Origin of the sequence: Luteimonas sp. 100069 (assembly GCF_003813845.1) — a bacterium.
Lineage (GTDB): Bacteria > Pseudomonadota > Gammaproteobacteria > Xanthomonadales > Xanthomonadaceae > Luteimonas > Luteimonas chenhongjianii.
Genome location: NZ_RPFN01000006.1, coordinates 46,027 through 66,543, shown reverse-complemented (window position 1 = coordinate 66,543; position 20,517 = coordinate 46,027). Strand labels below are relative to the sequence as shown.

At 70.6% G+C, this 20,517-nt stretch carries 21 protein-coding genes; 13 read left to right on the top strand and 8 right to left on the bottom strand.

The window, feature by feature from the left end; genetic code table 11:
* Positions 1-25 precede the first annotated feature (25 nt).
* Positions 26-1,153: an MraY family glycosyltransferase gene (locus EGK76_RS13295; protein ID WP_158613500.1), complete on the top strand. Its 1,128-nt coding sequence runs from the start codon at positions 26-28 to the stop codon at positions 1,151-1,153.
* Between the two features lie 144 nt (positions 1,154-1,297).
* Here EGK76_RS13295 and EGK76_RS13290 read toward each other — a convergent pair whose 3' ends face one another.
* A complete protein-coding gene (locus EGK76_RS13290; RefSeq protein ID WP_123832926.1) occupies positions 1,298-2,710 on the bottom strand; it encodes a coniferyl aldehyde dehydrogenase in 1,413 nt (470 codons plus the stop codon).
* 58 nt (positions 2,711-2,768) lie between these two features.
* On the opposite strand from EGK76_RS13290, the gene EGK76_RS13285 reads away from it, so the two are divergent.
* The 7 genes from EGK76_RS13285 to EGK76_RS13255 all read left to right on the top strand — a co-directional run bounded on the left by EGK76_RS13285 (position 2,769) and on the right by EGK76_RS13255 (position 10,203).
* Positions 2,769-3,311, top strand: coding sequence for a gamma carbonic anhydrase family protein (locus EGK76_RS13285; protein WP_096296481.1), 543 nt, complete (start codon positions 2,769-2,771; stop codon positions 3,309-3,311).
* A gap of 87 nt (positions 3,312-3,398) precedes the next feature.
* Positions 3,399-4,082, top strand: coding sequence for an RDD family protein (locus EGK76_RS13280; protein WP_096296480.1), 684 nt, complete (start codon positions 3,399-3,401; stop codon positions 4,080-4,082).
* On the top strand, positions 4,079-5,080 hold the full coding sequence (locus EGK76_RS13275) for a stage II sporulation protein M (RefSeq protein ID WP_123832925.1): 1,002 nt from the start codon (positions 4,079-4,081) through the stop codon (positions 5,078-5,080). Before EGK76_RS13280 ends, EGK76_RS13275 begins: the two co-directional genes overlap by 4 nt.
* Entirely contained in the window at positions 5,070-6,722 is a 1,653-nt protein-coding gene (locus EGK76_RS13270; RefSeq protein WP_123832924.1) for a DUF4129 domain-containing protein, read from the top strand. The genes EGK76_RS13275 and EGK76_RS13270 overlap by 11 nt, the downstream gene beginning before the upstream one ends.
* Positions 6,722-7,849, top strand: coding sequence for a DUF4350 domain-containing protein (locus EGK76_RS13265; RefSeq protein ID WP_123832923.1), 1,128 nt, complete (start codon positions 6,722-6,724; stop codon positions 7,847-7,849). Before EGK76_RS13270 ends, EGK76_RS13265 begins: the two co-directional genes overlap by 1 nt.
* Before the next feature lie 25 nt (positions 7,850-7,874).
* The gene (locus EGK76_RS13260) at positions 7,875-8,867 is read left to right on the top strand and encodes a MoxR family ATPase (RefSeq protein WP_123832922.1); all 993 of its coding nucleotides are present in this window, start codon (positions 7,875-7,877) and stop codon (positions 8,865-8,867) included.
* 34 nt (positions 8,868-8,901) lie between these two features.
* On the top strand, positions 8,902-10,203 hold the full coding sequence (locus EGK76_RS13255; RefSeq protein ID WP_123832921.1) for a DUF58 domain-containing protein: 1,302 nt from the start codon (positions 8,902-8,904) through the stop codon (positions 10,201-10,203).
* Between the two features lie 93 nt (positions 10,204-10,296).
* On the opposite strand, the gene EGK76_RS13250 is transcribed toward EGK76_RS13255, so the two are convergent.
* The 4 genes from EGK76_RS13250 to EGK76_RS13235 all read right to left on the bottom strand — a co-directional run bounded on the left by EGK76_RS13250 (position 10,297) and on the right by EGK76_RS13235 (position 12,015).
* Positions 10,297-10,671, bottom strand: coding sequence for a YciI family protein (locus tag EGK76_RS13250; protein WP_123832920.1), 375 nt, complete (start codon positions 10,669-10,671; stop codon positions 10,297-10,299).
* 27 nt (positions 10,672-10,698) lie between these two features.
* Positions 10,699-10,941 carry a DUF3297 family protein gene (locus EGK76_RS13245; protein WP_096296474.1) on the bottom strand — a complete coding sequence of 81 codons (243 nt, stop codon included), beginning with the start codon at positions 10,939-10,941 and terminating at the stop codon, positions 10,699-10,701.
* 68 nt (positions 10,942-11,009) lie between these two features.
* Positions 11,010-11,294 carry a DUF4031 domain-containing protein gene (locus EGK76_RS13240; RefSeq protein ID WP_123832919.1) on the bottom strand — a complete coding sequence of 95 codons (285 nt, stop codon included), beginning with the start codon at positions 11,292-11,294 and terminating at the stop codon, positions 11,010-11,012.
* Positions 11,295-11,445: 151 nt separating this feature from the next.
* Positions 11,446-12,015: a DUF3016 domain-containing protein gene (locus EGK76_RS13235; RefSeq protein WP_179948230.1), complete on the bottom strand. Its 570-nt coding sequence runs from the start codon at positions 12,013-12,015 to the stop codon at positions 11,446-11,448.
* Positions 12,016-12,426: 411 nt separating this feature from the next.
* Between EGK76_RS13235 and EGK76_RS13230 the strand changes: the two genes are divergently transcribed.
* The 3 genes from EGK76_RS13230 to EGK76_RS13220 all read left to right on the top strand — a co-directional run bounded on the left by EGK76_RS13230 (position 12,427) and on the right by EGK76_RS13220 (position 14,818).
* A complete protein-coding gene (locus EGK76_RS13230) occupies positions 12,427-13,056 on the top strand; it encodes a murein L,D-transpeptidase catalytic domain family protein (RefSeq protein WP_233580312.1) in 630 nt (209 codons plus the stop codon).
* Positions 13,057-13,132: 76 nt separating this feature from the next.
* A complete protein-coding gene (locus EGK76_RS13225) occupies positions 13,133-14,134 on the top strand; it encodes a L,D-transpeptidase (protein ID WP_123832918.1) in 1,002 nt (333 codons plus the stop codon).
* 3 nt (positions 14,135-14,137) lie between these two features.
* On the top strand, positions 14,138-14,818 hold the full coding sequence (locus tag EGK76_RS13220; protein WP_123832917.1) for a M23 family metallopeptidase: 681 nt from the start codon (positions 14,138-14,140) through the stop codon (positions 14,816-14,818).
* A 137-nt stretch (positions 14,819-14,955) separates the two neighbouring features.
* On the opposite strand, the gene EGK76_RS13215 is transcribed toward EGK76_RS13220, so the two are convergent.
* Positions 14,956-15,639, bottom strand: coding sequence for an arylesterase (locus EGK76_RS13215; protein WP_123832916.1), 684 nt, complete (start codon positions 15,637-15,639; stop codon positions 14,956-14,958).
* Between the two features lie 87 nt (positions 15,640-15,726).
* Here EGK76_RS13215 and EGK76_RS13210 point away from each other — a divergent pair, with 87 nt between their 5' ends.
* Both EGK76_RS13210 and EGK76_RS13205 read left to right on the top strand, forming a co-directional pair.
* Complete coding sequence (locus tag EGK76_RS13210; RefSeq protein WP_233580306.1) at positions 15,727-16,437, top strand: ABC transporter ATP-binding protein; 711 nt, start codon at positions 15,727-15,729, stop codon at positions 16,435-16,437.
* Positions 16,434-18,962 carry an FtsX-like permease family protein gene (locus EGK76_RS13205; RefSeq protein WP_123832915.1) on the top strand — a complete coding sequence of 843 codons (2,529 nt, stop codon included), beginning with the start codon at positions 16,434-16,436 and terminating at the stop codon, positions 18,960-18,962. The genes EGK76_RS13210 and EGK76_RS13205 overlap by 4 nt, the downstream gene beginning before the upstream one ends.
* A gap of 45 nt (positions 18,963-19,007) precedes the next feature.
* Here EGK76_RS13205 and EGK76_RS13200 read toward each other — a convergent pair whose 3' ends face one another.
* Together EGK76_RS13200 and EGK76_RS13195 are read right to left on the bottom strand one after the other, a co-directional pair.
* Positions 19,008-19,883: an aspartyl protease family protein gene (locus EGK76_RS13200; RefSeq protein ID WP_199730913.1), complete on the bottom strand. Its 876-nt coding sequence runs from the start codon at positions 19,881-19,883 to the stop codon at positions 19,008-19,010.
* Positions 19,884-20,090: 207 nt separating this feature from the next.
* A complete protein-coding gene (locus EGK76_RS13195; protein WP_123832913.1) occupies positions 20,091-20,417 on the bottom strand; it encodes a hypothetical protein in 327 nt (108 codons plus the stop codon).
* Positions 20,418-20,517 lie beyond the last annotated feature (100 nt).

Below are 20,517 nucleotides of genomic sequence, written 5' to 3'. Positions count from 1 at the left end.
AAAGGCCTCCGTCAGGAGCTGGCTAGTGGCATTCGATCTGGTCGCACGGCTCGACTGGCTATCGGCATTCGCTGCCTTCGCCGCGACGACGCTTGCCCTGTGGTTGCTCACACCGCTGGCTCCGAAGTTGCGACTCGTCGACCATCCGCGTGGGCGGAAGAATCATTCGATGCCGACACCCGTGACCGGGGGCCTGGCCATGGTGGCCGGCGTACTGGTCGCGGCGGTCGGCTCGCCCGTGGTGGGAGATGGTTTCTGGGGCTTCGCCGCCGCCGCCGCGGTCCTGATCGGCATCGGCGTGCTGGACGACATCTACGACGTCCGCTGGTACTGGCGGATCCTGTCACAGGTCGTGGCGGCCCTCATCATGGTCTACGCCAGCGGCGTGCGCGTGGCGCAGCTGGGGCCGGCCCTGGGGCTGGATTCGATGGCGCTGGGTGCGCTGTCGGTCCCGTTCACCGTGTTCGCCACCGTTGGCCTGATCAACGCGATCAACATGATCGATGGTGTCGACGGCTTGGCCGGCGCCCTGGTCTGGTGTGCGCTGCTGATGCTTGGGGCCGCGGCCCTGTATGCGGGCAATGACCTCATCGCCGAGCGGATGATGCTGCTGATGGGCGCGGTGGCAGGTTTCCTGATGTTCAACATGCGATCGCCATGGCACCCACGTGCACGTCTGTTCATGGGCAACAGTGGAAGTGCCTTCCTCGGGCTCGTGGTGGCCTGGTTCTCGTTCCGCCTCACGCAGAACGCCGGCCATCCGGTGAGCCCGGTACTGGCGCTGTGGCTGCTGCCCGTCCCGGTGATGGACACGCTGGTGGTGATGGTGCGGCGCATCCGCATGCGCAGGTCACCCTTCCATCCCGACCGCAACCACATCCACCACCTGATGATCGATGCGGGGGTCAGCGTCGGCCGCACGGTGCTGCTGTTGTGCCTGTTCACGCTTGCCTGCGGCTTTCTGGTCGGGCAGGGAATGCGCGCTGACGTGCCGCACCCGGTGCTGCTGGCGATGTTCGGGGTGATGGGTCTTGCCTGGTATGCCTTCAGCGAGGAACGCGAGCGTGCGCTGGGTCTGTTCAGCCGGTTGTCCGGTGAGTCCGCTACCCAGCGTGCGGAACGGGCGCGGGCGCGCCTGGCTTCGAGCGAGTGACAGCGCTTGGCGTACGGACGCGAGGTGGCAATGTGGCGTCGCCCGTTGCATCACCTGCTGGCGAGCGGACGCTTCGCGCCTCCATGACCCTGATGGCAACCCATCGAGCCATGGGCAACGCTCCTCGCGGTGACCCGCCCGAGTTCAACGCACCAGCCAGTCCACCAGCCTGGCGACGCGCGCATACGGTGGCCGCAGCCGGTCGGTAACAGCAATGCGCGATTGCCACAGCACCGGCAGCGCCTTGGTCATCGCGTCGAAACCCGCGCGGCCGTGATACGCGCCCATGCCGCTGGCACCGACGCCGCCGAACGGCAATCCGTTCGCGGCGAAGTGCAGCAAAGTGTCATTGACGGTGACGCCGCCCGCGACGACGTGCGCGAGGATCGCCTCGACCTGCGCGCGATCGCCGAAGGGATACAGCGCCAGTGGACGATCGCGCGCCTCGACGAAGACGATGGCCTCGTCGAGCGTGCGATAGGACAGAACAGGCAACACCGGGCCGAAGATTTCTTCCTGCATCAACGCAGCATCGTTACCGGGGTCCACGACCAGCGTGGGCGCGAATGCGCGCGCCCCTTCGACCTCGAGCAGCGGCAGCACGGTCAGGCCGCGTGCGCGGGCGTCGTCGACCAGTGCGGTCAGGCGCGCATGCTGGCTGTCGCTGGCGATGTGGGTGTAGTCGGCGGCGCGCGCTGCGGGATCGGCGTAGCGACCGCGCACCTCGAAACGCAGCGCTTCGAGCAGGGCGTCGCGGCGCGCCGCGTCGACCAGCACGTAGTCGGGCGCGATGCAGGTCTGGCCGGCATTGAACAGCTTGCCGGTGACCAGCCGCGCCGCGGCCTTGTCCAGCGGATACCCGGGACAGACGATCGCCGGCGACTTGCCGCCGAGCTCGAGGGTCAGCGGCGTGAGGTTGGGCGCGGCGGCGGCCATGACCTTGCGCCCGACCGCGGTCGACCCGGTGAAGACCAGATGGTCGAAGGGCAGGCCGGCGAACGCGGCGCCGATGTCGGCATCGCCGAGCGCAACCGCGACCCGGTCGGCCGGGAACACCTCGGCCAGCAGTTCGCACAGGAACGCGCTGCTGCGCGGGGTATGTTCCGACGGTTTCAGGAACACGTGGTTGCCGGCGGCGATCGCCGTCGCCAGCGGAATCAGCGCCAGGTTCACCGGATAGTTCCACGGGGCGATCACGCCGACCACGCCCAGCGGCACGTGCCGCACCTGCGCGCGCGCCGGCCACAGCCGCCATCCGGCGCCGACCCTGCGCGGGCGCATCCAGGCGCGCAGCTGCCGGCGCAGCGCATCGATCTCCGACAGCACGCTCATGCCGTCGGCGATCAGCGATTCGGGCCGCGCCCGATGGCCGAAGTCGGCCGAGATCGCATCGGCCATGTCGTCGAACCGACGCGAAAACGCGGCGCGCAGCCGAGCGAGATCGTCGCGGCGCTGGGCGGCATCGGGGCGCCGCGCGCGCCAGGCGGCGCGCAGGGTGTCGAGCGTCGGCCGCAGGGTGCAGGCGGGCGTGGGCTCAGGCAGGCGAGGGGCATCCATCGCCCCAGTCTAGCGGCGCGGGCAAGCCAGGCTGCGGGGCGCGAGGCATACTGCGGCCATGAACCTCAGATCCTTCCGGGGGCAGTCCCCGACCCTTGGCGCGCGCGTCTATGTGGACCCCGCCGCAACGGTGATCGGTGACGTGACGCTCGGCGACGACGTGTCGGTCTGGCCGGCGACGGTGATCCGCGGCGACGTCAACCACGTACGCATCGGCGCGCGCACCAGCGTGCAGGACGGCAGCGTGATCCACGTCAGTCACGCGGGCCCGCATGCGAAGCTCGGCGGCTTCCCGACGCTGATCGGCTGTGACGTCACGATCGGGCACAAGGCGGTGATCCATGCCTGCACGATCGGCGATGCGGCGTTGATCGGAATGGGCGCGCTGGTGCTCGATGGCGTGGTGGTGGGCCGGCACGCCTTCATCGCGGCCGGCGCCGTGGTGCCGCCCGGCAAGGTGGTGGGCGAAGGCGAGCTGTGGGTCGGCAATCCCGCGCGCTGCGTGCGCCGGCTCGACGACGCGCAGATCGAGGGCCTGCATTACAGCGCCGCGCATTACGTGCGGCTCAAGGACGAATACCTCGGCGCGCTGGTGGACTGAGCCACAGGTGCAGGGCAGGGACGACGGCATGGGCCACCACACGGACGATGCGCGAGGGCGCAGGACGGCAGGGAGCCGCGGCGCCTGATGCTCGACACCGTCCGCGAGGTGCACACGCCCGAAGGCGTCGCATTGCGGCTGCCGGCGGCAGGTCCGGTGCCGCGCGCGCTGGCCTGGCTGATCGACCTGGCGATCCGCGCCGCATTGCTGATGGCGATCTCGATCGTGCTGGGCCTGCTGGGCCGCTTCGGCAGCGGGCTGTACCTGATCGCCCTCTTCCTCGTGTTCTGGGGCTATCCGGTGGTGTTCGAGGCGCTCTACAGCGGCCAGACGCCGGGCAAGCGGGCACTGTCATTGCGCGTGGTGTCGGTCGACGGCGCGCCGATCGGTTGGATGGCCAGCTTCATCCGCAACCTGATGCGCACGGTCGACATGCTGCCGTTCGGCTACGGCGCGGGACTGGTGGCGAGCCTGGCGGACCCGTGGAGCCGCCGGCTGGGCGACATGGTCGCCGGCACCCTGGTGATCCATGCGCCGCGCGAGCGCACGCACGTCGATGCGCCGGCATTCGCGCCCTGCGCGCCCGCGGTGCCGCTGCAGGCGCACGAACAGGTGGCGGTGGTCGCGTTCGCCGAACGTGCCCATGCGTTGACCGGCGAGCGCCAGCAGGAACTCGCCGACATCGTGGCGCCGCTGACCGGCGCGCGCGGAGAGGCCGGGGTGCGGCGCCTGCTCGGCGTGGCCAACTGGCTGCTGGGGCGGCGCGCATGAAGCAGGATGCATTCGTCGCGCGGCACCAGGCCGAGTGGGACGCGTTCGAGCGCTGGCTCGATGCGCGCGCCGCCAGTCCGCGCCGGGCGCGTCGGCGCCGTGGCGAGTGGGATGGTCTCGCGGACGAGGACGTCCCGTCGCACTACCGGCGGCTGTGCCAGCAGCAGGCGCTGGCCCGGCGCCGCGGCTACAGCCCGCAGGTGACCGCGCGGCTGCAGGCGCTGATGCAGCGTGGCCACAACGTGCTCTATCGGCCGGCGCCGACGCCGTGGCGACATGCACTGCGCTTCCTGCTTGCCGATTTTCCGCGCCTGGTGCGCGCGCAACGCGGCTGCCTGTGGGCGTCGCTCGCGTTGTTCGGCTTGCCGCTGCTGCTGATGTTCGTGCTGATCCAGCAGTGGCCCGAACTGGCCTACGGCGTGATGTCGCCGCAGCAGCTGGCGCAGGTCGAGGACATGTACGACCCGGCGCGCCTGGCCGCGCGCATGACCCGCGAAAGCCAGACCGACATGCAGATGTTCGGCTACTACATCTGGAACAACGTCAGCATCGGCTTCCGCACCTTCGCCAGTGGTCTGCTGGCGGGCGTGGGCACGATCTTCGTGCTGATCTTCAACGGGCTGTTCATCGGCACGGTGGCCGGGCACCTGCAGGCGATCGGCCACGGCGGGCCGTTCTGGCGCTTCGTCGTCGGACATTCGGCGCCGGAACTGACCGCGATCGTCATCGCCGGTGCCGGTGGCTTGCGCCTGGGGCTGGCACTGGTCGCGCCGGGCCAGCTGCGCCGCATCGACGCGCTCGTCCGGGCCGGGCGTGATGGCGGGCGGCTGTGCGTGGGCATCCTCGCGATGCTGGTGTTCGCCGCGTTCGTCGAAGCGTTCTGGTCGTCCACCGTTGCCATGCCCGACCCGATCCGGTTCGGGGTCGGCGGCGGCCTGTGGCTGCTGACCGGGCTGTGGCTGTGGCGCGGCGGACGCGGGGCGGCCGATGCGCGTTGACAGCGTGCAGGTCGAACTGCGCCCGCGCAGCGCGTGGGAGGCGATGGAACTGGGCAACGCGCTGGTGCGCCGGCATGCGCGCGCGATCTGGGGGCCCTCGCTGCTCCTGGGGCTGCCGGTGTTCATCGCGCTCAACGCACTGGGCTGGGCGCTCGACCGGTTGTGGCTTGCGGCGCTGCTGATGTGGTGGTTGCTGCCGGTGTTCGACCGCGCGCCGCTGTTCGTACTGTCGCGCGCGGTGTTCGGGCCCGCGCCCGGGGTCCGCGCGACCTGCGCCGCCCTGCTGCGCTGGGGCTGGCGTCCCCTGCTGGGCCATCTGACGTGGCGGCGCCCGAGTCCGTGGCGGGCGGTGACCCTGCCGGTCGATCTGCTGGAAGGTCTTGCAGGGCCACCACTCGCGCAGCGTCGCCGGCTGCTGGCCGACGGCATCGGCGGTCATGCGCTGCTGTTGACGGTCATCTGCCAGCTGTTCGTGCTGACCCTGCTGGTGTCACTCGGCGTGCTGGTGCTGATCTTCGTGCCGACCGAACTGCTGTCGGAGTCGGCGCGGGCGATGTGGGCCCTGGTCAGCGAGCACCCGCCGCGCTGGATCCAGCTGCTGGGCAACCTGGCGTTCTGGCTGGCGCTGGGGCTGATCGAACCCTTCTATATCGGCGCCGGCTTCGGCCTCTACCTCAACCGCCGCACCCAGCTGGAGGCCTGGGATCTCGAGATCGCGTTCCGGCGTCTGCGCGCGCGCCTGGCGCCTGCGGGCACGTTGATGCTCGGCTTGCTGCTGGCCGGTCTGCTGTTGGCGCCGATGTCGGCCTCGCATGCCCAGGCGCCGGCAACGGGCGACGGGGCGGCGGGCGGAACCGGACCAACGATCGGCGCCCCACCGCACCGGTCGGACGAGGACGTGGGCACCAGGAACGGGGAACTGGCCGCGGATGCCCGCCAGAGCGCCGCCGGCCAGGCGCAGGACGAGGCGCAGCGGCCGACGCTGCCCGAGGTCTTCGCCACGGTCGAGGACGACCCTGCCTTCGCCGGCGCCGTCGAGCGCGCCTACGCCGATCCGCTGCTCGACGGCAAGCGTGTCGTCACCCGCTGGCAGCGCAAGGACGAGGCCGCGCAGGCCCCCGGCTCCGATCCCGATGCGGGCGTACTGGCCATGATCGCGCGGGTGCTGGCGCTGTTCGCCGAATACGGCCTGTGGATCCTGCTGGCGATCCTGGCCGCTGTGTTGGCGGCGACCGCTCGCCACTGGTGGCCGTGGATGCGCGAGACCATCGGGCCGGTGCGCGAGCCACGCGAGATCGTCGTCGAGGAGGCTCCGTTGCTGCCCGAGGCACTGCCGACGGACCTGGTCGCCTCGGTGCGCCGGTTGTGGAACGACGGATGGCGCCGGCGCGCGCTGGCGCTGCTATATCGCGCCAGTGTCGAGGCGATGGCCACGCGTGCAGGGGTCACGCTGGTGCCCGGCGCCACCGAAGCGCAATGCCTCCGCGCGGCCCGGCGCATGCCCGATGCCGGAGACCGCGACGCGTTCGCCGCCGTGGTGCGCGTCTGGCAGCAGGCCGCGTACGGACAGCGGATGCCTGACGAGGCCGGTCTCGAGGCCCTGCTCGCGCGCCTCGCCCCACGTTTCGGATGGCGCAGCTGATGGGCAGGCCGACGCGCATCGGGCTGGGGCTGCTGGGCCTGCTGGTCGTCGCACTGGCCGTGGGCTGGTTCCTGCACACCCACGAGCGGGTCGACGAGTCGGAGGACCTGCCGCCGCGCGGCGAGGCCGCGTACAACCCCCTCTATGCCCTGCGCGAATCGCTGACCGCCGCAGGGCTGCCGGCACAGTCGCGCCAGCGGCTGCAGCTGGCGCGGGTTCCGCTGGGGCCGCGCGACACCTTGCTGCTCTACAGCGACCCCAGGGCACTGCAGCCATCGGAAATCGAAGCGCTGCTGCGCTGGGTCGACGGCGGTGGCCATCTGCTTGTTCGTACGCCCCTGCCGCGCCGCAGCGCGGAGGCCGCGCCCGCCCGGGATCTGCTTGCGCGGTTGGGCGTGCGCACGGTCGAGGGCCCGACCCGCTGCGAACCGCTGCTGGTCACCGGCCAGGAGGGACACGTGGAGTTCTGTCGCGGCCGGCGCTTCCTGCTGGTGGATGCGGAGCCCGAGTTGAGCTGGGGCGACGGCGGCGAGGACGGCCTGGTATTCGCCCGTCTCGGTTACGGCGCGGGCACGGTGGACGTGCTCGCCGACTTCGACTTCATGCGCAACGGCGACCTGCGTGAACCGCCGCACGCGCTGCTGACCCGGCAGCTGCTCGGCCCCAACTGGGGCGAGGGCACCGTGCATCTGGTGTACGCGGCAACCGTGCCGCCGCTGTGGCTGCAGATCCTCACCCGCGGATGGATGGCCTGGGGACCATTGCTGCTCGCACTGCTCGCCTGGTTGTGGATGCGCACCCAGCGACTGGGCCCGATGCTGCCGGCGCCGCCGGTCGCGCGGCGTGCGCTGCTGGAACATGTCACCGCCAGCGGCGCGCACCTGGTGCGTTACGGCCGTGCGTCGCTGCTCTACGACGCGGTGCGCGCCGCATTCGTCGAGCGGCTGCGCAGACGCGATCCGCTCGCTGCGGCGCTCGAAGGCGAGTCCGGCATCGACGCCATCGCCAGGCGCACCGGCGTGGCGCCGCGCGACGTCCGCCAGGCGCTGCAGGCGCCGGCGCCCGATGATGCGAAGGCCTTCCGCCAGCGCATCGCCCGCCTGATCCAGATGCGAAAGAACCTGTGAGGACGAACCCCATGAGAGCTCGACCATGACCGAACTGCCCATGCCTCCACCCGCGCCGATCGCCGGCGATGCGCTCGCCGAACGCGTCGCCGCGGTCCGCGACGAGGTCTCCAAGGCCTTCATCGGCCAACCCGAGGTGCTCGACCAGATCCTGGTGGCGCTGCTCGGCGGCGGCCATGTGCTGATCGAGGGCGTGCCGGGCCTCGGCAAGACGCTGCTGGTGCGTGCACTGTCGGCGGTGCTGGGATGCGGCTATGCCCGCGTGCAGTTCACCCCCGACCTGATGCCCAGCGACGTCAGCGGTCATGCGGTGTGGGACACCCGGAGCGAGACCTTCGTGGTCCGCCGCGGCCCCATCTTCACCAACCTGCTGCTGGCCGACGAGATCAACCGCGCGCCGGCCAAGACCCAGTCGGCGCTGCTCGAGGCGATGCAGGAGCAGCAGGTGACCATCGAGGGCCACAGCTTCGAGCTGGCGCCGCCGTTCATGACCCTGGCCACGCAGAACCCGGTCGAGCAGGAGGGCACCTATCCGCTGCCCGAGGCGCAGCTCGACCGTTTCCTGCTCAAGGTGCTGATCGATTACCCCCGGCACGCCGACGAGGTGGCGATGATCACGGCAATCAGCAGCGGCAAGGTCGCGGCCGATTTCGACCTCTCCCGGCTCGGCACGGTGCTGCAGCCGGGCGAGATCGTCGCGCTCCAGCGGGGCACCGCGGCGACGGTCGTGGACGCAGCGGTGATCGACTACGCGGTACGCATCGCAGCGGCCACGCGCACCTGGCCGGGTATCGCGCTCGGCGCCGGCCCGCGCGGCAGCCTGGCGCTGGTGCGCGCGGCGCGTGCGCAGGCGGTGCTGTCGGGCCGCGACTTCGTCACCCCCGACGACATCCGCGAGATCGCACTGCCGGCGCTGCGCCATCGCATCGCGCTTGCCCCGGAACTGCAGATCGAGGGCCAGGACGCCGACCAGGTGCTGCAGGCCCTGCTCGCGCGGGTGGACGCGCCGCGCAGGTGACAGCCTTGCGCCGCCACTGCCGGGAGGCGCGCGGATGAGGCCGACGATGGCGCTCATCGTTCTGCTCGCCGTCTGGGGGCTGGGCGGGGTCGCGGCCTCGCTGTGGCCGCCGGCGATCCCGCCATGGCAGCTGTTCGGAAGCGCGCTGCTGCTGCTGTCGATCGCCGACCTGGCGATGCTCGTGCGCCGCCCCACACCCGATGTCGTGCGCTCGATGGCGGACGCCTGGCCGATCGGTATCGCGCGGCCGGTGTCGCTGCATATCGACGGCGGGGCGAAGGCGCAGCACGTCGAAGTGTTCGATCTGCATCCGCCCGGCTGGCACGTCGACGGCCTGCCGCGCGCGCTGCGGCTGGTGCCCGGCACCGTCGCCCGCGTCGACTACACCCTGCAGCCGGACATGCGCGGGCCGGCGCAGTTCGAAGGCGTGCAGTTGCGGCTGCGCTCGCCACTGGGCCTGTGGCGACAGCGGCGCGAGGCCGGCACGCGCAGGCAGGTGCGGGTGTTCCCGAACTTCGCGCCGCTGACCCGCTTCGCCCTGCTCAGCGCCGATCGCGCCTCGCGCCTGGTCGGTGCCCACATCAAGCGCCGTCGCGGCGAGGGCACCGACTTCCATCAGATGCGCGAATACCGGGTGGGCGACAGCCTGCGCCGGATCGACTGGAAGGCGAGCTCGCGCGCGCGCAAGCTGATCTCGCGCGAATACCAGGACGAGAAGAACCAGCAGCTGGTCGTGGTGCTCGATACCGGCCGCCGCATGCTGGCCCAGGACGGCGCGCTGTCGCATTTCGACCAGGCGCTCGACGCAGCGCTGGTCGTGTCGTATCTCGCGCTGCGCCAGGGGGACGCGGTCGGCCTGCTGGCGACCGGCGGCGAGCGTCGCTGGATGGCGCCGCAGCGTGGCCTGGCTGCGATCGATACCCTGCTGCGGGTCAGCCATGACCTGCAACCGCAGCCGGTGGCGACGGACTATCTCGCCGCGGCCACCGAGCTGTCGCGGCGCCAGCGACGGCGTGGCCTGTTGATGCTGGTCACCAACCTGCGCGACGAGGACATCGACGACGTCCTCGCTGCGGTGCGCATGCTGCAGAAGCGGCATCTGGTCGTCGTCGCCTCCCTGCGCGAGCGCGCGCTTGACGAAATGCTCGACGCCGACGTGCACGACCACGACGATGCGGTCCGCGCCGGTGCCACCGCGCGCTATCTGGCCCAGCGCAAGGCCGCCCACGATGCCCTGCGCAACCACCGCATCGGCGTGCTCGATGTGACCGGGGACGAGCTGCCTGCCGCGCTGGTGCAACGCTATCTGGCGATCAAGCGCGACGGGCTGCTGTAGGTCCCGCCGCCGGATCCGGCGACAGGATGGGCAGCGGCTTGCTGTCGCGCCTGCCCGGATTGGTCCGTCTGTCGGCGGAAGGCGGGACGCGGATCAGGCGCCTACGCGCGCGCGGACCTGGGCGATATCACGCACCGGCCGCACCTCGATGCTGCCGGTGCGGGCCCACGGCAGCTCGCGGGCGATGCGCAGCGCGTCCTCTTCGCTGTCGGCTTCGATCAGATTGAAGCCGGCGAGCATCTCCTTGGTCTCGGCGAACGGGCCATCGAACACCTGGGTGCGTCCGCCGCGGGTGCGCACCGTCTTGGCGGTGCTGGCGTGCTCGAGCTGCTCGGAGCCGAGCAGGGTGCCCTGTGCGCGCAGCGCATCGGCATGCTCGAGGCAGCCGCGCATCATCGTGTCGAATTCACCTTCGCCCAGGCCGTCGAGCAATGCATCGTCGGTGTAGACCAGCAGCAGGTACTGCATCGGAATCTCCCGGGCGCGCCGACGGTGTCAGGCGTCGAGGTGGAAATAGGGTTCGACGGTCCCGCGCAGCTTCACCGTCAACGGCTGGCCGCGCCGGTCGAGCGCACGGCCCGCGGCCACGCGGATCCAGCCTTCGCTGATGCAGTATTCCTCGACGTCGCGACGCTCGTTGCCGTTGAAGCGGATGCCGATCCCACGGTTCATCGCGGCCTCGTCGTAGTGCGGGCTGCGCGGATCGTTGGACAGGCGGTCGGGCGGCGTATCGGTCATGGTCTGGGTGGCGACTGGGAATGTGCGCGCAGGATACCGCCGCGGCGCGCATGCTTCATCCCCGGCCGCTATCGCGTTTCGACGCCGGCCTGCCTGCGTGCGTTGGCGATCACCGCGTGGACCAGTGCGCGGTCGCGATGGCGCGAGATCGCCACTGCGCCAAGTGCGATCGCGCGATCGCGCATCGCGGCGGTGACGTCGTAGTGCGCGCCGCTCGCGCGGTCCTGGAACGCCCGGCGCGGCATGCCGAGGGTCGATGCGAAGGCGTGCAGTTCATCCAGCGTGTCGGCCATCAGGTGCGCCCAGCGTTCGCCACGCCAGAGGTGCACCGCATCGTCGACATATACGGTCATGGCCAACCTGCGCACGGGCCCATCGCCCGGCGAGGATGATAGCCGCGCGTGCGGTCCGGCCCATGCATCGCGCGGACATTCGCGTCGAGCGGGGCCCCGATTCGCGGCGGATCCATACGTGCGCGCGGCCGCGTTCCATGCGTCGGGTAACTCAGTGCTGCGCGAGCGCGGGTTTGATGTCCCGGCGCAGCCAGTCGTCGATCAGCTGTTTCTCGTAGCGCAGCGAGTCGCTGCTCATGCCCGCGGGCCCGCGCTGCATGAAGGCCAGGTCGCGCAGTTCACGCGAGCCTTCGGCAATCACGTTGCCGTCGGCGTCGCGCAGCACGAAATCGAGGTCGATCCGCGGCGGGTAGATGTCCTTGATGATCCGCACATCGTCCATCTGCGGTCCCTGCCACGGCTCGTACATGCCGGCGCGGCGGATGTCGCGGATGGTCACGTCCAGCGTATCGCCCGCGGGCAGCTGGCGTTCCGCGCGCTGGCGGATGTAATAGGCGATCTGTTCCACCCAGTCGCCCCGGCGCGCCTCCCAGCTATTGCCGCTCAGGCGGATGTCGGAGAACGCGGAGGGATCGGTCCACTGCACCGCGACCGGGCTGTCTGCCGGCAGGCTGCGTGGAAGATCGGGATCGGTGACGTCGCTGCGGGCAAGCACCGGCGCGGAAATGGCCGTGAGCGCAGCGGCGAGGAGCAGGGACAGGGAACGTCGGTTCATCCGGATTCTCCCAGTGTGGCGTGCGTCCAGGAACACGGACAGACGCCAATTGTGCGCCCGAGGCGCTTAACAGGTGCTCAAATCGGCGGGATATCGGCATCGTCCGCGCTGCCCGGCACGCGCGGCTCGGCCGCTGTGACGGCGTGGCGGCGACCCATCGACCGGTACGCAGGCGGCTCGATCGGCACCGCGCCGGCCGCGACCTCGTGCACGGCCTGGCCTTCGAATCGCGGTCGAATCCATCGCCGCGCCCCCGCGGGGTGGGACTGAATCGGCCGAGCCGGCCTGGCGCAACAGCCCAGCGCGGGCGGCAGTGCAGGCCCTGCGGCGTGGGCGCATTGGATCGGCCGGTCTGCGGGCGGTCATCTGGCACCCGTTAGTCTTCTCCCCATGCGTTCTGTTCTATGTTCGACCCTGATGTTCCTGGCGCTGCTGATGGCGGCGCCGGCGAAGGCCGCCGGTCCGCTGGACCGGCTTTCCCAGGCGGCTCCGTCGCTCGACCGGCGGGTGCTCGCACTCGCGCTCCAGGCGCGTACCTGCGCGGCCCGCAGCGGGGATGTCGGGGAGCGACTGGCGGTGATCGACTACTCGCGACCCTCGACCGAAGTCAGGATGTGGGTGTTCGACGTCGCGGCCGGGCGGCTGCTGCATGCCGAACATGTGGCGCACGGGCGCGGCAGTGGCGAGAATCTGGCCACCGCCTTCTCCGACGTCGACGGCAGCCACAAGTCCAGCCTGGGACTGTTCCGCACCGCGGAAACCTACGTCGGCGGCAACGGCTACTCGATGCGGATGGATGGGCTGGAGCCCGGATTCAACGGGCGTGCACGCGAGCGTCTGATCGTTATGCACGGTGCGAACTACGTCGACCCGGCCCAGGCGAAGCGCCAGGGCAGGCTCGGACGCAGCTTCGGCTGTCCGGCGGTGCGCAGCGAGGTGGCGCGCGTGGTGATCGATTCGCTCAAGGACGGCCAACTGCTGTTCGCCTACGCCGCCGATGCCGACTGGCGCGCGAACTCACCGCTGCTCAACTGCCCGCACGGCTGAATGCGAGCTGCCGGCTTCACGCGTCCGGCGCGGTGCGCCCGGGAGGATGCGCGCACACCGTACCCGAGGAGCCCGCATGACCCATCCATGGATTCGCAGTGCAGCCACACTGGTCTGCAGTTTCGCCATCGTCGCCGCACTCCCGGCAGGGGCGCAGACACCCGCCTCGCAGCCGTCGGAGACGCAGCCGACGGGCGCACTGACCGCCGAAGCCGTCAATAACGCAGCGCCCGATGCCGGCGATGCGGCCCTGCTGCGGGTCCAGATCCTGCTCGATCGGATGCATTTTTCGCCTGGCGAGATCGATGGCCGTGGCGGCACCAACACCACGCGGGCGATTGCCGGCTTCCAGCGCCATCGCGGCCTGGAGGCCACCGGTGAGCTCGATGACCGGACCTGGGCTGCGCTCACCGAGGGCGACGCGGTTGCACTGGCCCCCTACACCCTGACCGCCGAGGATGTCGCCGGACCGTTCGCGCAGATTCCGGACGACATGATGGCGCAGTCGAAGCAGGACGCCCTCGGCTACGAGAATGTCACCGAGGCGCTCGGCGAGCGCTTCCATGCATCGCCCGCGCTGCTGCGCAGGCTCAATCCGGATGCGGAGTTCACCGCCGGCACGCGCATCGTCGTGCCCAACGTCGCGGACGCCGCTCCCTTGGCCGAGCCGGCGCGCGTGGTGGTGAGCAAGTCCGATTCCGTGGTGCGCCTGCTGGACGCTGCCGGCAAGGTGTACGCGCAGTTCCCGGCGTCCACAGGCTCCGAGCACGACCCGCTGCCGGTGGGTGAGTGGAAGATCGAAGGCGTCGCGACCGACCCGACCTTCCACTACAACCCCGACCTGTTCTGGGATGCCGATCCCTCGCATGCCAAGGCGGTGCTGCCGCCGGGCCCGAACAATCCGGTCGGCAGGGTGTGGATCGACCTGTCGAAGCCGCATTACGGCATCCACGGCACCCCGGAGCCGGCGAACATCGGCAAGACCCAGTCGCATGGCTGCATCCGCATGACCAACTGGAGCGCGCGCCGCCTTGCCGAGGTGGTCAAGCCGGGCATGGCCGCAAGCCTCGAGGAATAGACCATGCGTCGGCCTGGACTCTGGATCGCGTTGATTGCGGTCGCGGTGCTGGTACTGGTCAATGTCGCGTGGTGGCTGCGGCAGGGTGCGCCGCTGATCGAGCGGAACCCGACGCAGGTCGAGACCACGGACGCCGTGGTGGCGCCCGCGCCGCTCCCGGACCGGCTCGCCGTCGCGCCTGCCCCGGCGCCGTCCGCCCCCCCCGTCGCCCCGACCCCGTCCCCCGCGACGGAGGGGCTGCTGCTGCCGGTGCAGGGCATCACCCTTGCCGATATCCATGACACCTTCGACGAAGCCCGCGGCAGCGAGCGTCGCCACGAGGCGCTCGACATCATGGCGCCCGCCGGGACCCCGGTAGTGGCGGTGGCCGATGGGACGATCGAGAAGCTGTTCACCAGCGACGCCGGCGGCCTGACGATCTACCAGTTCGAGCCGAGTGGTCGCTTCGCCTACTACTACGCCCATCTGCAGGGCTATGCGCCGGGCCTCGCCGAGGGCGCGCAGGTGAAGCGTGGCGACGTGCTCGGCACGGTGGGCAGTACCGGCAACGCCGATCCGGCCGCGCCGCACCTGCATTTCGCCGTCTTCCGGCTGACCCCGGCCCGGCAATGGTGGACGGGCGAGCCGATCAATCCGTATCCGCTGCTGGGCGGAAGCAGGGCCGCGGACGTGCCGATCCCCTGAGTGACGCGCGGCCGGGCCGCGACGGGCCCGTCCGCGCCGCGCGGGACAGCCCGCAGGTGATTCGCCAGCGGCCAGCCCGTGGTCCGGGCCGGACGCCGGCGTGCTTCAGCGGCGGGTTCGACCCTCCCGGCCGGAGATCAGTCGAGCAGGGGCTGCAACGCCGGCCAGACGTGATCCAGGATCTGCGCCTGCGCCTCGGCCGTGGGATGCAGGTTGTCGTCCTGGAAGTTCGCCCGGTCGCTGGCGATCGGCTCGAGCAGGAATGGCAGCAGCGCGGTGTCGAAGGTGTCGGCGAGCAGCGCGTAGTTCGCCTCGAAACCGGCGGTGTAGTCCGCGCCGAGGTTCGGTGGCATCCGCATGCCCACCAGCAGCACCTTCGCGCCGACGTGCTGGGACGCGCCGATCATCCGGGCGAGGTTGCGGCGCGCATCCGCCAGCGGCAGGCCACGCAGGCCGTCGTTGGCACCGAGCGCGATGATCACGACCGCAGGACGCTCGCGCACGACAGCGTCGACGATCCGCGATGCGCCGCCGGCAGTGGTCTCGCCGGAAATGCTCGCATTGACCACGCGCCAGCCCGGCGCCTCGCGCTGCAGGCGCTGTTGCAGCAGGGCCACCCAGCCTTCGGCCGCGGACATGCCATAGCCTGCCGACAGCGAATCGCCCATCACCAGCACGGTGCGCTCACCGGACTGTGCGGGGGCGGCAGCGGGCGCCGGCTGCGCCTGTGCTAGAACGGGCAGCGCCAGCAGGCAGGCCAGCAGCCAATAGGCCAGCCGCGCTTGCATCCGGCGGCGCACGGCCGCAGTTCCCTCTGTCATTCCGGTTTCTCCGTTTCGGCCGACGCCACTCCAGGGCGGCGCCGGTCAGTGTTCATTTGAAGGATATCTATGCACGACGGCCCCCCCATGCAAGCTGAAACGCGGCGCAGGTCGGCCCATGCGCTCGAAGTGGACGGACTGGGCAAGCGCGTCGAGCTGCCGTCCGGAGCACTGACGATCCTGCAGGACGTCGGCTTCCGCATCGCGCACGGCGACACCGTGGCAATCGTCGGTGCATCCGGCTCCGGCAAGAGCACGCTGCTGTCCCTGCTGGCCGGGTTGGATACGCCCAGCAGCGGCCGCGTGTCGCTCGATGGCGAGGCCATTTCCACGCTCGACGAGGACGGCCGGGCGCGCGTGCGCGGCGAGAAGGTCGGCTTCGTGTTCCAGAGCTTCCAGCTGCTGCCGGCGCTCACCGCGCTGGAGAACGTGATGTTGCCGCTCGAACTGCGCGGCGACCGCGAGGTCGAGGGCCCGGCGCGTGAGGTGCTCGCGCGCGTGGGGCTGGCCGAACGCCTGGGGCATTACCCGCGCCAGCTCTCGGGCGGCGAGCAGCAGCGCGTGGCACTCGCCCGCGCGTTCGTGACCCGGCCGTCGTTGCTGTTTGCCGACGAACCCACCGGCAATCTCGATACCGCCACCGGCCAGTCGATCATCGAGCTGCTGTTCGCCCTCAATGCCGATGCCGGCACCACGCTGGTCCTGGTCACCCACGACGATCACCTGGCGCAGCGCTGCCAGCGCCGGCTGCGCATCGACAGCGGCCGGCTGGTCGCCGACGAGGCGATGCCCGCATGAGGACGGCCGCGCTCGCGTGGCGGCAGCTGCGCCGCGACTTCAAGGCCGGCGACATCCGCATCCTGTTCGCCGCGCTGGTGCTCGCGGTCGTCGCGGTGACCGCGGTCGGCTTCGTGACCGACCGGGCAGAGCGCGCGCTGGCGATCGAGGCCAACCGCCTGCTCGGCGGCGATGCGGTGGTACGCGGCGATGCACCGATCGAAGGCGCGATCCGCGATGCCGCGCAGGCGCCGGGCCTGCAGACGGTCGACACGGTCGAGCTCGACAGCATGATCCGGGTCGGCGAGGGCGATGCGGCCAACCTGCGCCTCGGCGACGTGCGCGCGCTCGGCGACGGCTTTCCGCTGCGCGGCACGTTCCGCATCGCCGGCGCGGACGGCATCGAACGCGACGCCGCGGCAGTGCCCGAGCCCGGCACCGTGTGGATGAGCCGCGCCGGCGCCGACACGCTCGGCACCTCGGTCGGCGAAACCGTCACCTTGGGCACATCCGCTTTCCGGCTGGCGGCGCTGGTGCTGCAGGAGCCAGACGCGTCGATCGACTACTTCAATGTCGCGCCGAAGGTGTTCCTGCACCGCGCCGACCTCGAGGGCACCGGGCTGGTCCAGCCCGGCAGCCGCATCCGCTACCGGCTGGTCGTCGCCGGTGACGCCAATGCGGTCGACACCTTCACCGGGATCGCCCGCGCCAATCTCGGCCGTGGCCAGCGCGTGGAGACCATCGGCGATGCGCGTCCGGAAGTGCGCTCATCGCTCGATCGCGCCGGTCGCTTCCTCGGCCTTGCCGCGCTGGTGTCGGTGATCCTCGCGGCGGTCGCGGTGGCGATGGCCGCGCGCCAGCATTCCGCCCGGCATCTGACTTCTGTCGCGGTGATGCGCTGCATGGGCGCGCAGCAGCGCACCCTGGTCGGCATCCATGTCGGCGAGCTGCTGCTGCTCGGCGTCATCGCCTGCACGCTGGGCGTGGCCATCGCCTTCGGCCTGCAATGGGGCATCGCCCGCTGGCTGGAATCGCTGCTGGGCCTGTCGATCCCCGCCGCCGGATGGATGCCGGCGCTGCAGGGCTATGGCGTCGGGCTCGTCGTGCTGATGGCCTTCGGCGCGCCGCCGGTGCTGGCGCTGCGCCGGGTGCCGGCCCTGCGCGTACTGCGGCGCGATCTGGGCGGTTTCGAGCCGAGTGCCTGGCTGGTGGGCAGCGCGGGTTTCGTGGGCCTGGCCGCGCTCGTGTGGTGGAAAGCCGGGTCGGCGACGCTGGGCGGGGCGATGCTGGCCGGCATCGCGGCGACGTTCGCCGTGCTTGCGCTGCTGGCCTGGGGCCTGATCCTGCTGGTGCGCGCGCTGCGCACGCGGCTGCGCGGCAGCCTGCGCTACGGCCTGGCCAACGTGAGCCGGCGCGCGGGGACCAGCGTTGCCCAGGTCACCGCGCTCGGTCTTGGCCTGATGGCGTTGCTGCTGCTGACCTTCGTGCGCACCGACCTGCTGGATCGTTGGCAGCTCGCGCTGGGCCAGGACGCACCCAACCGTTTCATCATCAACGTGCAGCCGGACCAGCTCGATCCGCTGCGCGCCTTCATCGCCGAGCAGGGCGTGGACGCCCCGGTGCTGTTCCCGATGGTCCGCGCGCGTCTGGTGGAACGGAACGGCGAGCCGGTGCGCGGCGAGGACTATGCCGGGCGCAGCGGTGACGAGGTCCAGGACCAGCAGGCGCAGCGCCGCGCCGAACGCGAGTTCAACCTGTCGATGCAGACGGATCTGCGCGACGACAACCAGGTGACGGCAGGCAGGTTCTGGGGCGGCGACACGCCGGCCGCGCCCGAGATCTCGGTCGAGGAGAACTTCGCCAGGGATCTCGGCTGGCAGATCGGCGACCGCATCACCTTCGACATCGCCGGACAGCGATTCGAAGCGCCGATCACCAGTTTCCGCAGCATCGAATGGGAAAGCTTCCGTCCGAACTTCTTCGTCGTCGCCTCGCCGGGCGCGCTGGATGCGTTCCCGGCGAGCCACATCACGGCAGTGCGGGTCCCGCCCGAGGCCACGCGGTTCACCGCCGATCTCGTGCAGCGGTTCCCCAACCTGTCGGTGATCGACATCGACGCGGTGCTGACCCAGGTGCGCAGCACGGCCGACCAGGTCTCGACCGTCGTGCAGGTGGTGTTCTGGTTCTCGCTGGCTGCGGGCGTACTGGTGCTGCTGGCGGCGGTGAGTGCCAGCCAGGACGAGCGCCTGCTCGAAGGCGGGGTGATGCGCGTACTCGGCGGCAAGCGTGCGCAGCTGCGTCTCGCGCAGGCCTCGGAGTTCGCGGCGATCGGCCTGCTTGCCGGCCTGGTCGCGGCGATCGCCGCATCGATACTCGCCGGCGTGATCGCCGTGCGTGTCTTCGATCTGCCGTGGACGCCGAACTGGGCGCTGGCGGCCGCTGGCGGCGGTATCGGCATGCTGATGACCCTGCTCGCGGGCCTGTGGGCCACGCGCCGTGTACTCGACGCGCCGCCATCGGTGACGCTGCGGGCGCTGCAGGAGTGAGGGAAAAATGGCGGACGAAATCGCTACTGCCGGGCTTGCTCGGTCCTACGGACTCACCGGTGGCGCTGCGCAGATCGCGACCCTCCGGCTGCGCTGGTCGATCAGCACGACGCTGCCTTGCAGCGCGTGCGCGCCGATCAGTATCTCCGGGAAGCGCATCGAGACCCGCACTTCGATGCCCGACAACGTCTGAGCGCCCATCCGCAACGGCTCGCGCAAGCGCGCACGCGCGCCATCGACCTTGCCATTGGCGAGCGTCAGGCGGTCCGGTGTCAACACGGCAGCATTGGATAACGCGTCGTAGTGCGCCTGCGGCATCACGAGCGCCACGTTGGCACCGGTATCGAGCTGCGCCTCGACTTGGAGATCGCCGATCGCAACCGGAATGCGGAACGGCCGCGTGTAGGCGAGGGTGTTGAGGTGCTCGGCGGACAGCTTGCGGGTCCGGCTGAAAGACAGCATGCGGCGCGGATAGTCGATCACCAGCAGGCCATCGGCGAAGAAGTCTCGCGCCAGGATGCCGTCGAATGCTGCGGCGGTGGACTGGTGCGCGTTGTAGTCGCGCATGATCGCGACGACATCGCCATGGTGCAGCGCGCCGAGCGCGAGGCTGCGTAGCCGGGTGGTTTCAGCCTGCGCGGTGCTGACTCCATCGAAGTTGGCTGTACGCCCCACGCGCGGCAGGCGCAGCGCGTCTGTCAGCCGGCTGTCCGCTCGTGCAATTCCGCTGGCACCAGTGTCGACCGCAAAACGGTACGGACCCGCGTCGTTGACCCGCGCATTGACATAGACGCGACCGTCGACGAGATCGAACGGCACGTCGACCAGTGCGTCGGTTGGCGGCGATGTGGCCAGTGCGCAAGCATCGTCCGGCGGCGGCGTGGTTGCGTGCACAGCACGCGTGCCGAGCAGTACAGCCAAAAAAAGCGAGGCCAGGGAGCAGGCACGAAAGCAGAGTCTGGCGCGGGCACCGGAAGGAGATGGGGGCATGAAGGTGGGCTCGGTTGCCGCTTACCCCGTTGGTGAGCGACGTGGGTTGCGGGCAGGCGGAGAAGCGCGCGGTGATTTCCTGTCCCGGGTGCAGGGCGATCCTCCACGCCGGAGGATTGTCCGGGGCGTGGCTCGTCTTCAGCGGGTTCGGCGCGCGAGCGCGAAGGCAACGAGGTTGCCGATGCCGGTGGCGCCGAGCAGAAGGGCGAACACGCCCGGGGTCGCTTCGGTCCAACCGAAGGCTTCAATGCCGGCGAACCCGAGCGCCAGCGCAAGGAGAATCGTGCCCCAGCGCAGGGAGGCCTGGCGGCGCCGAGCTTCTTCCCCGTCGAGGAGTGAGCGAAGCATGTCCTCCGAACCGTTGATGGCCACCATCTGTCGCCGGGTCCGCGCGTCGACTACCGCTTTGATGGACAGATAAGTGCAGACGAACATGGTGATCGGGATCAGGATGGCGTAGTCCATGGGACGGGCTCCGTTGGGGGTGGTGGTGACGCGGTTCGAAGAAGGGATGCGGCGAAAGCGCGACCGGTTGCACCAGCCACCGCGTGATCTGCCGCGGGTG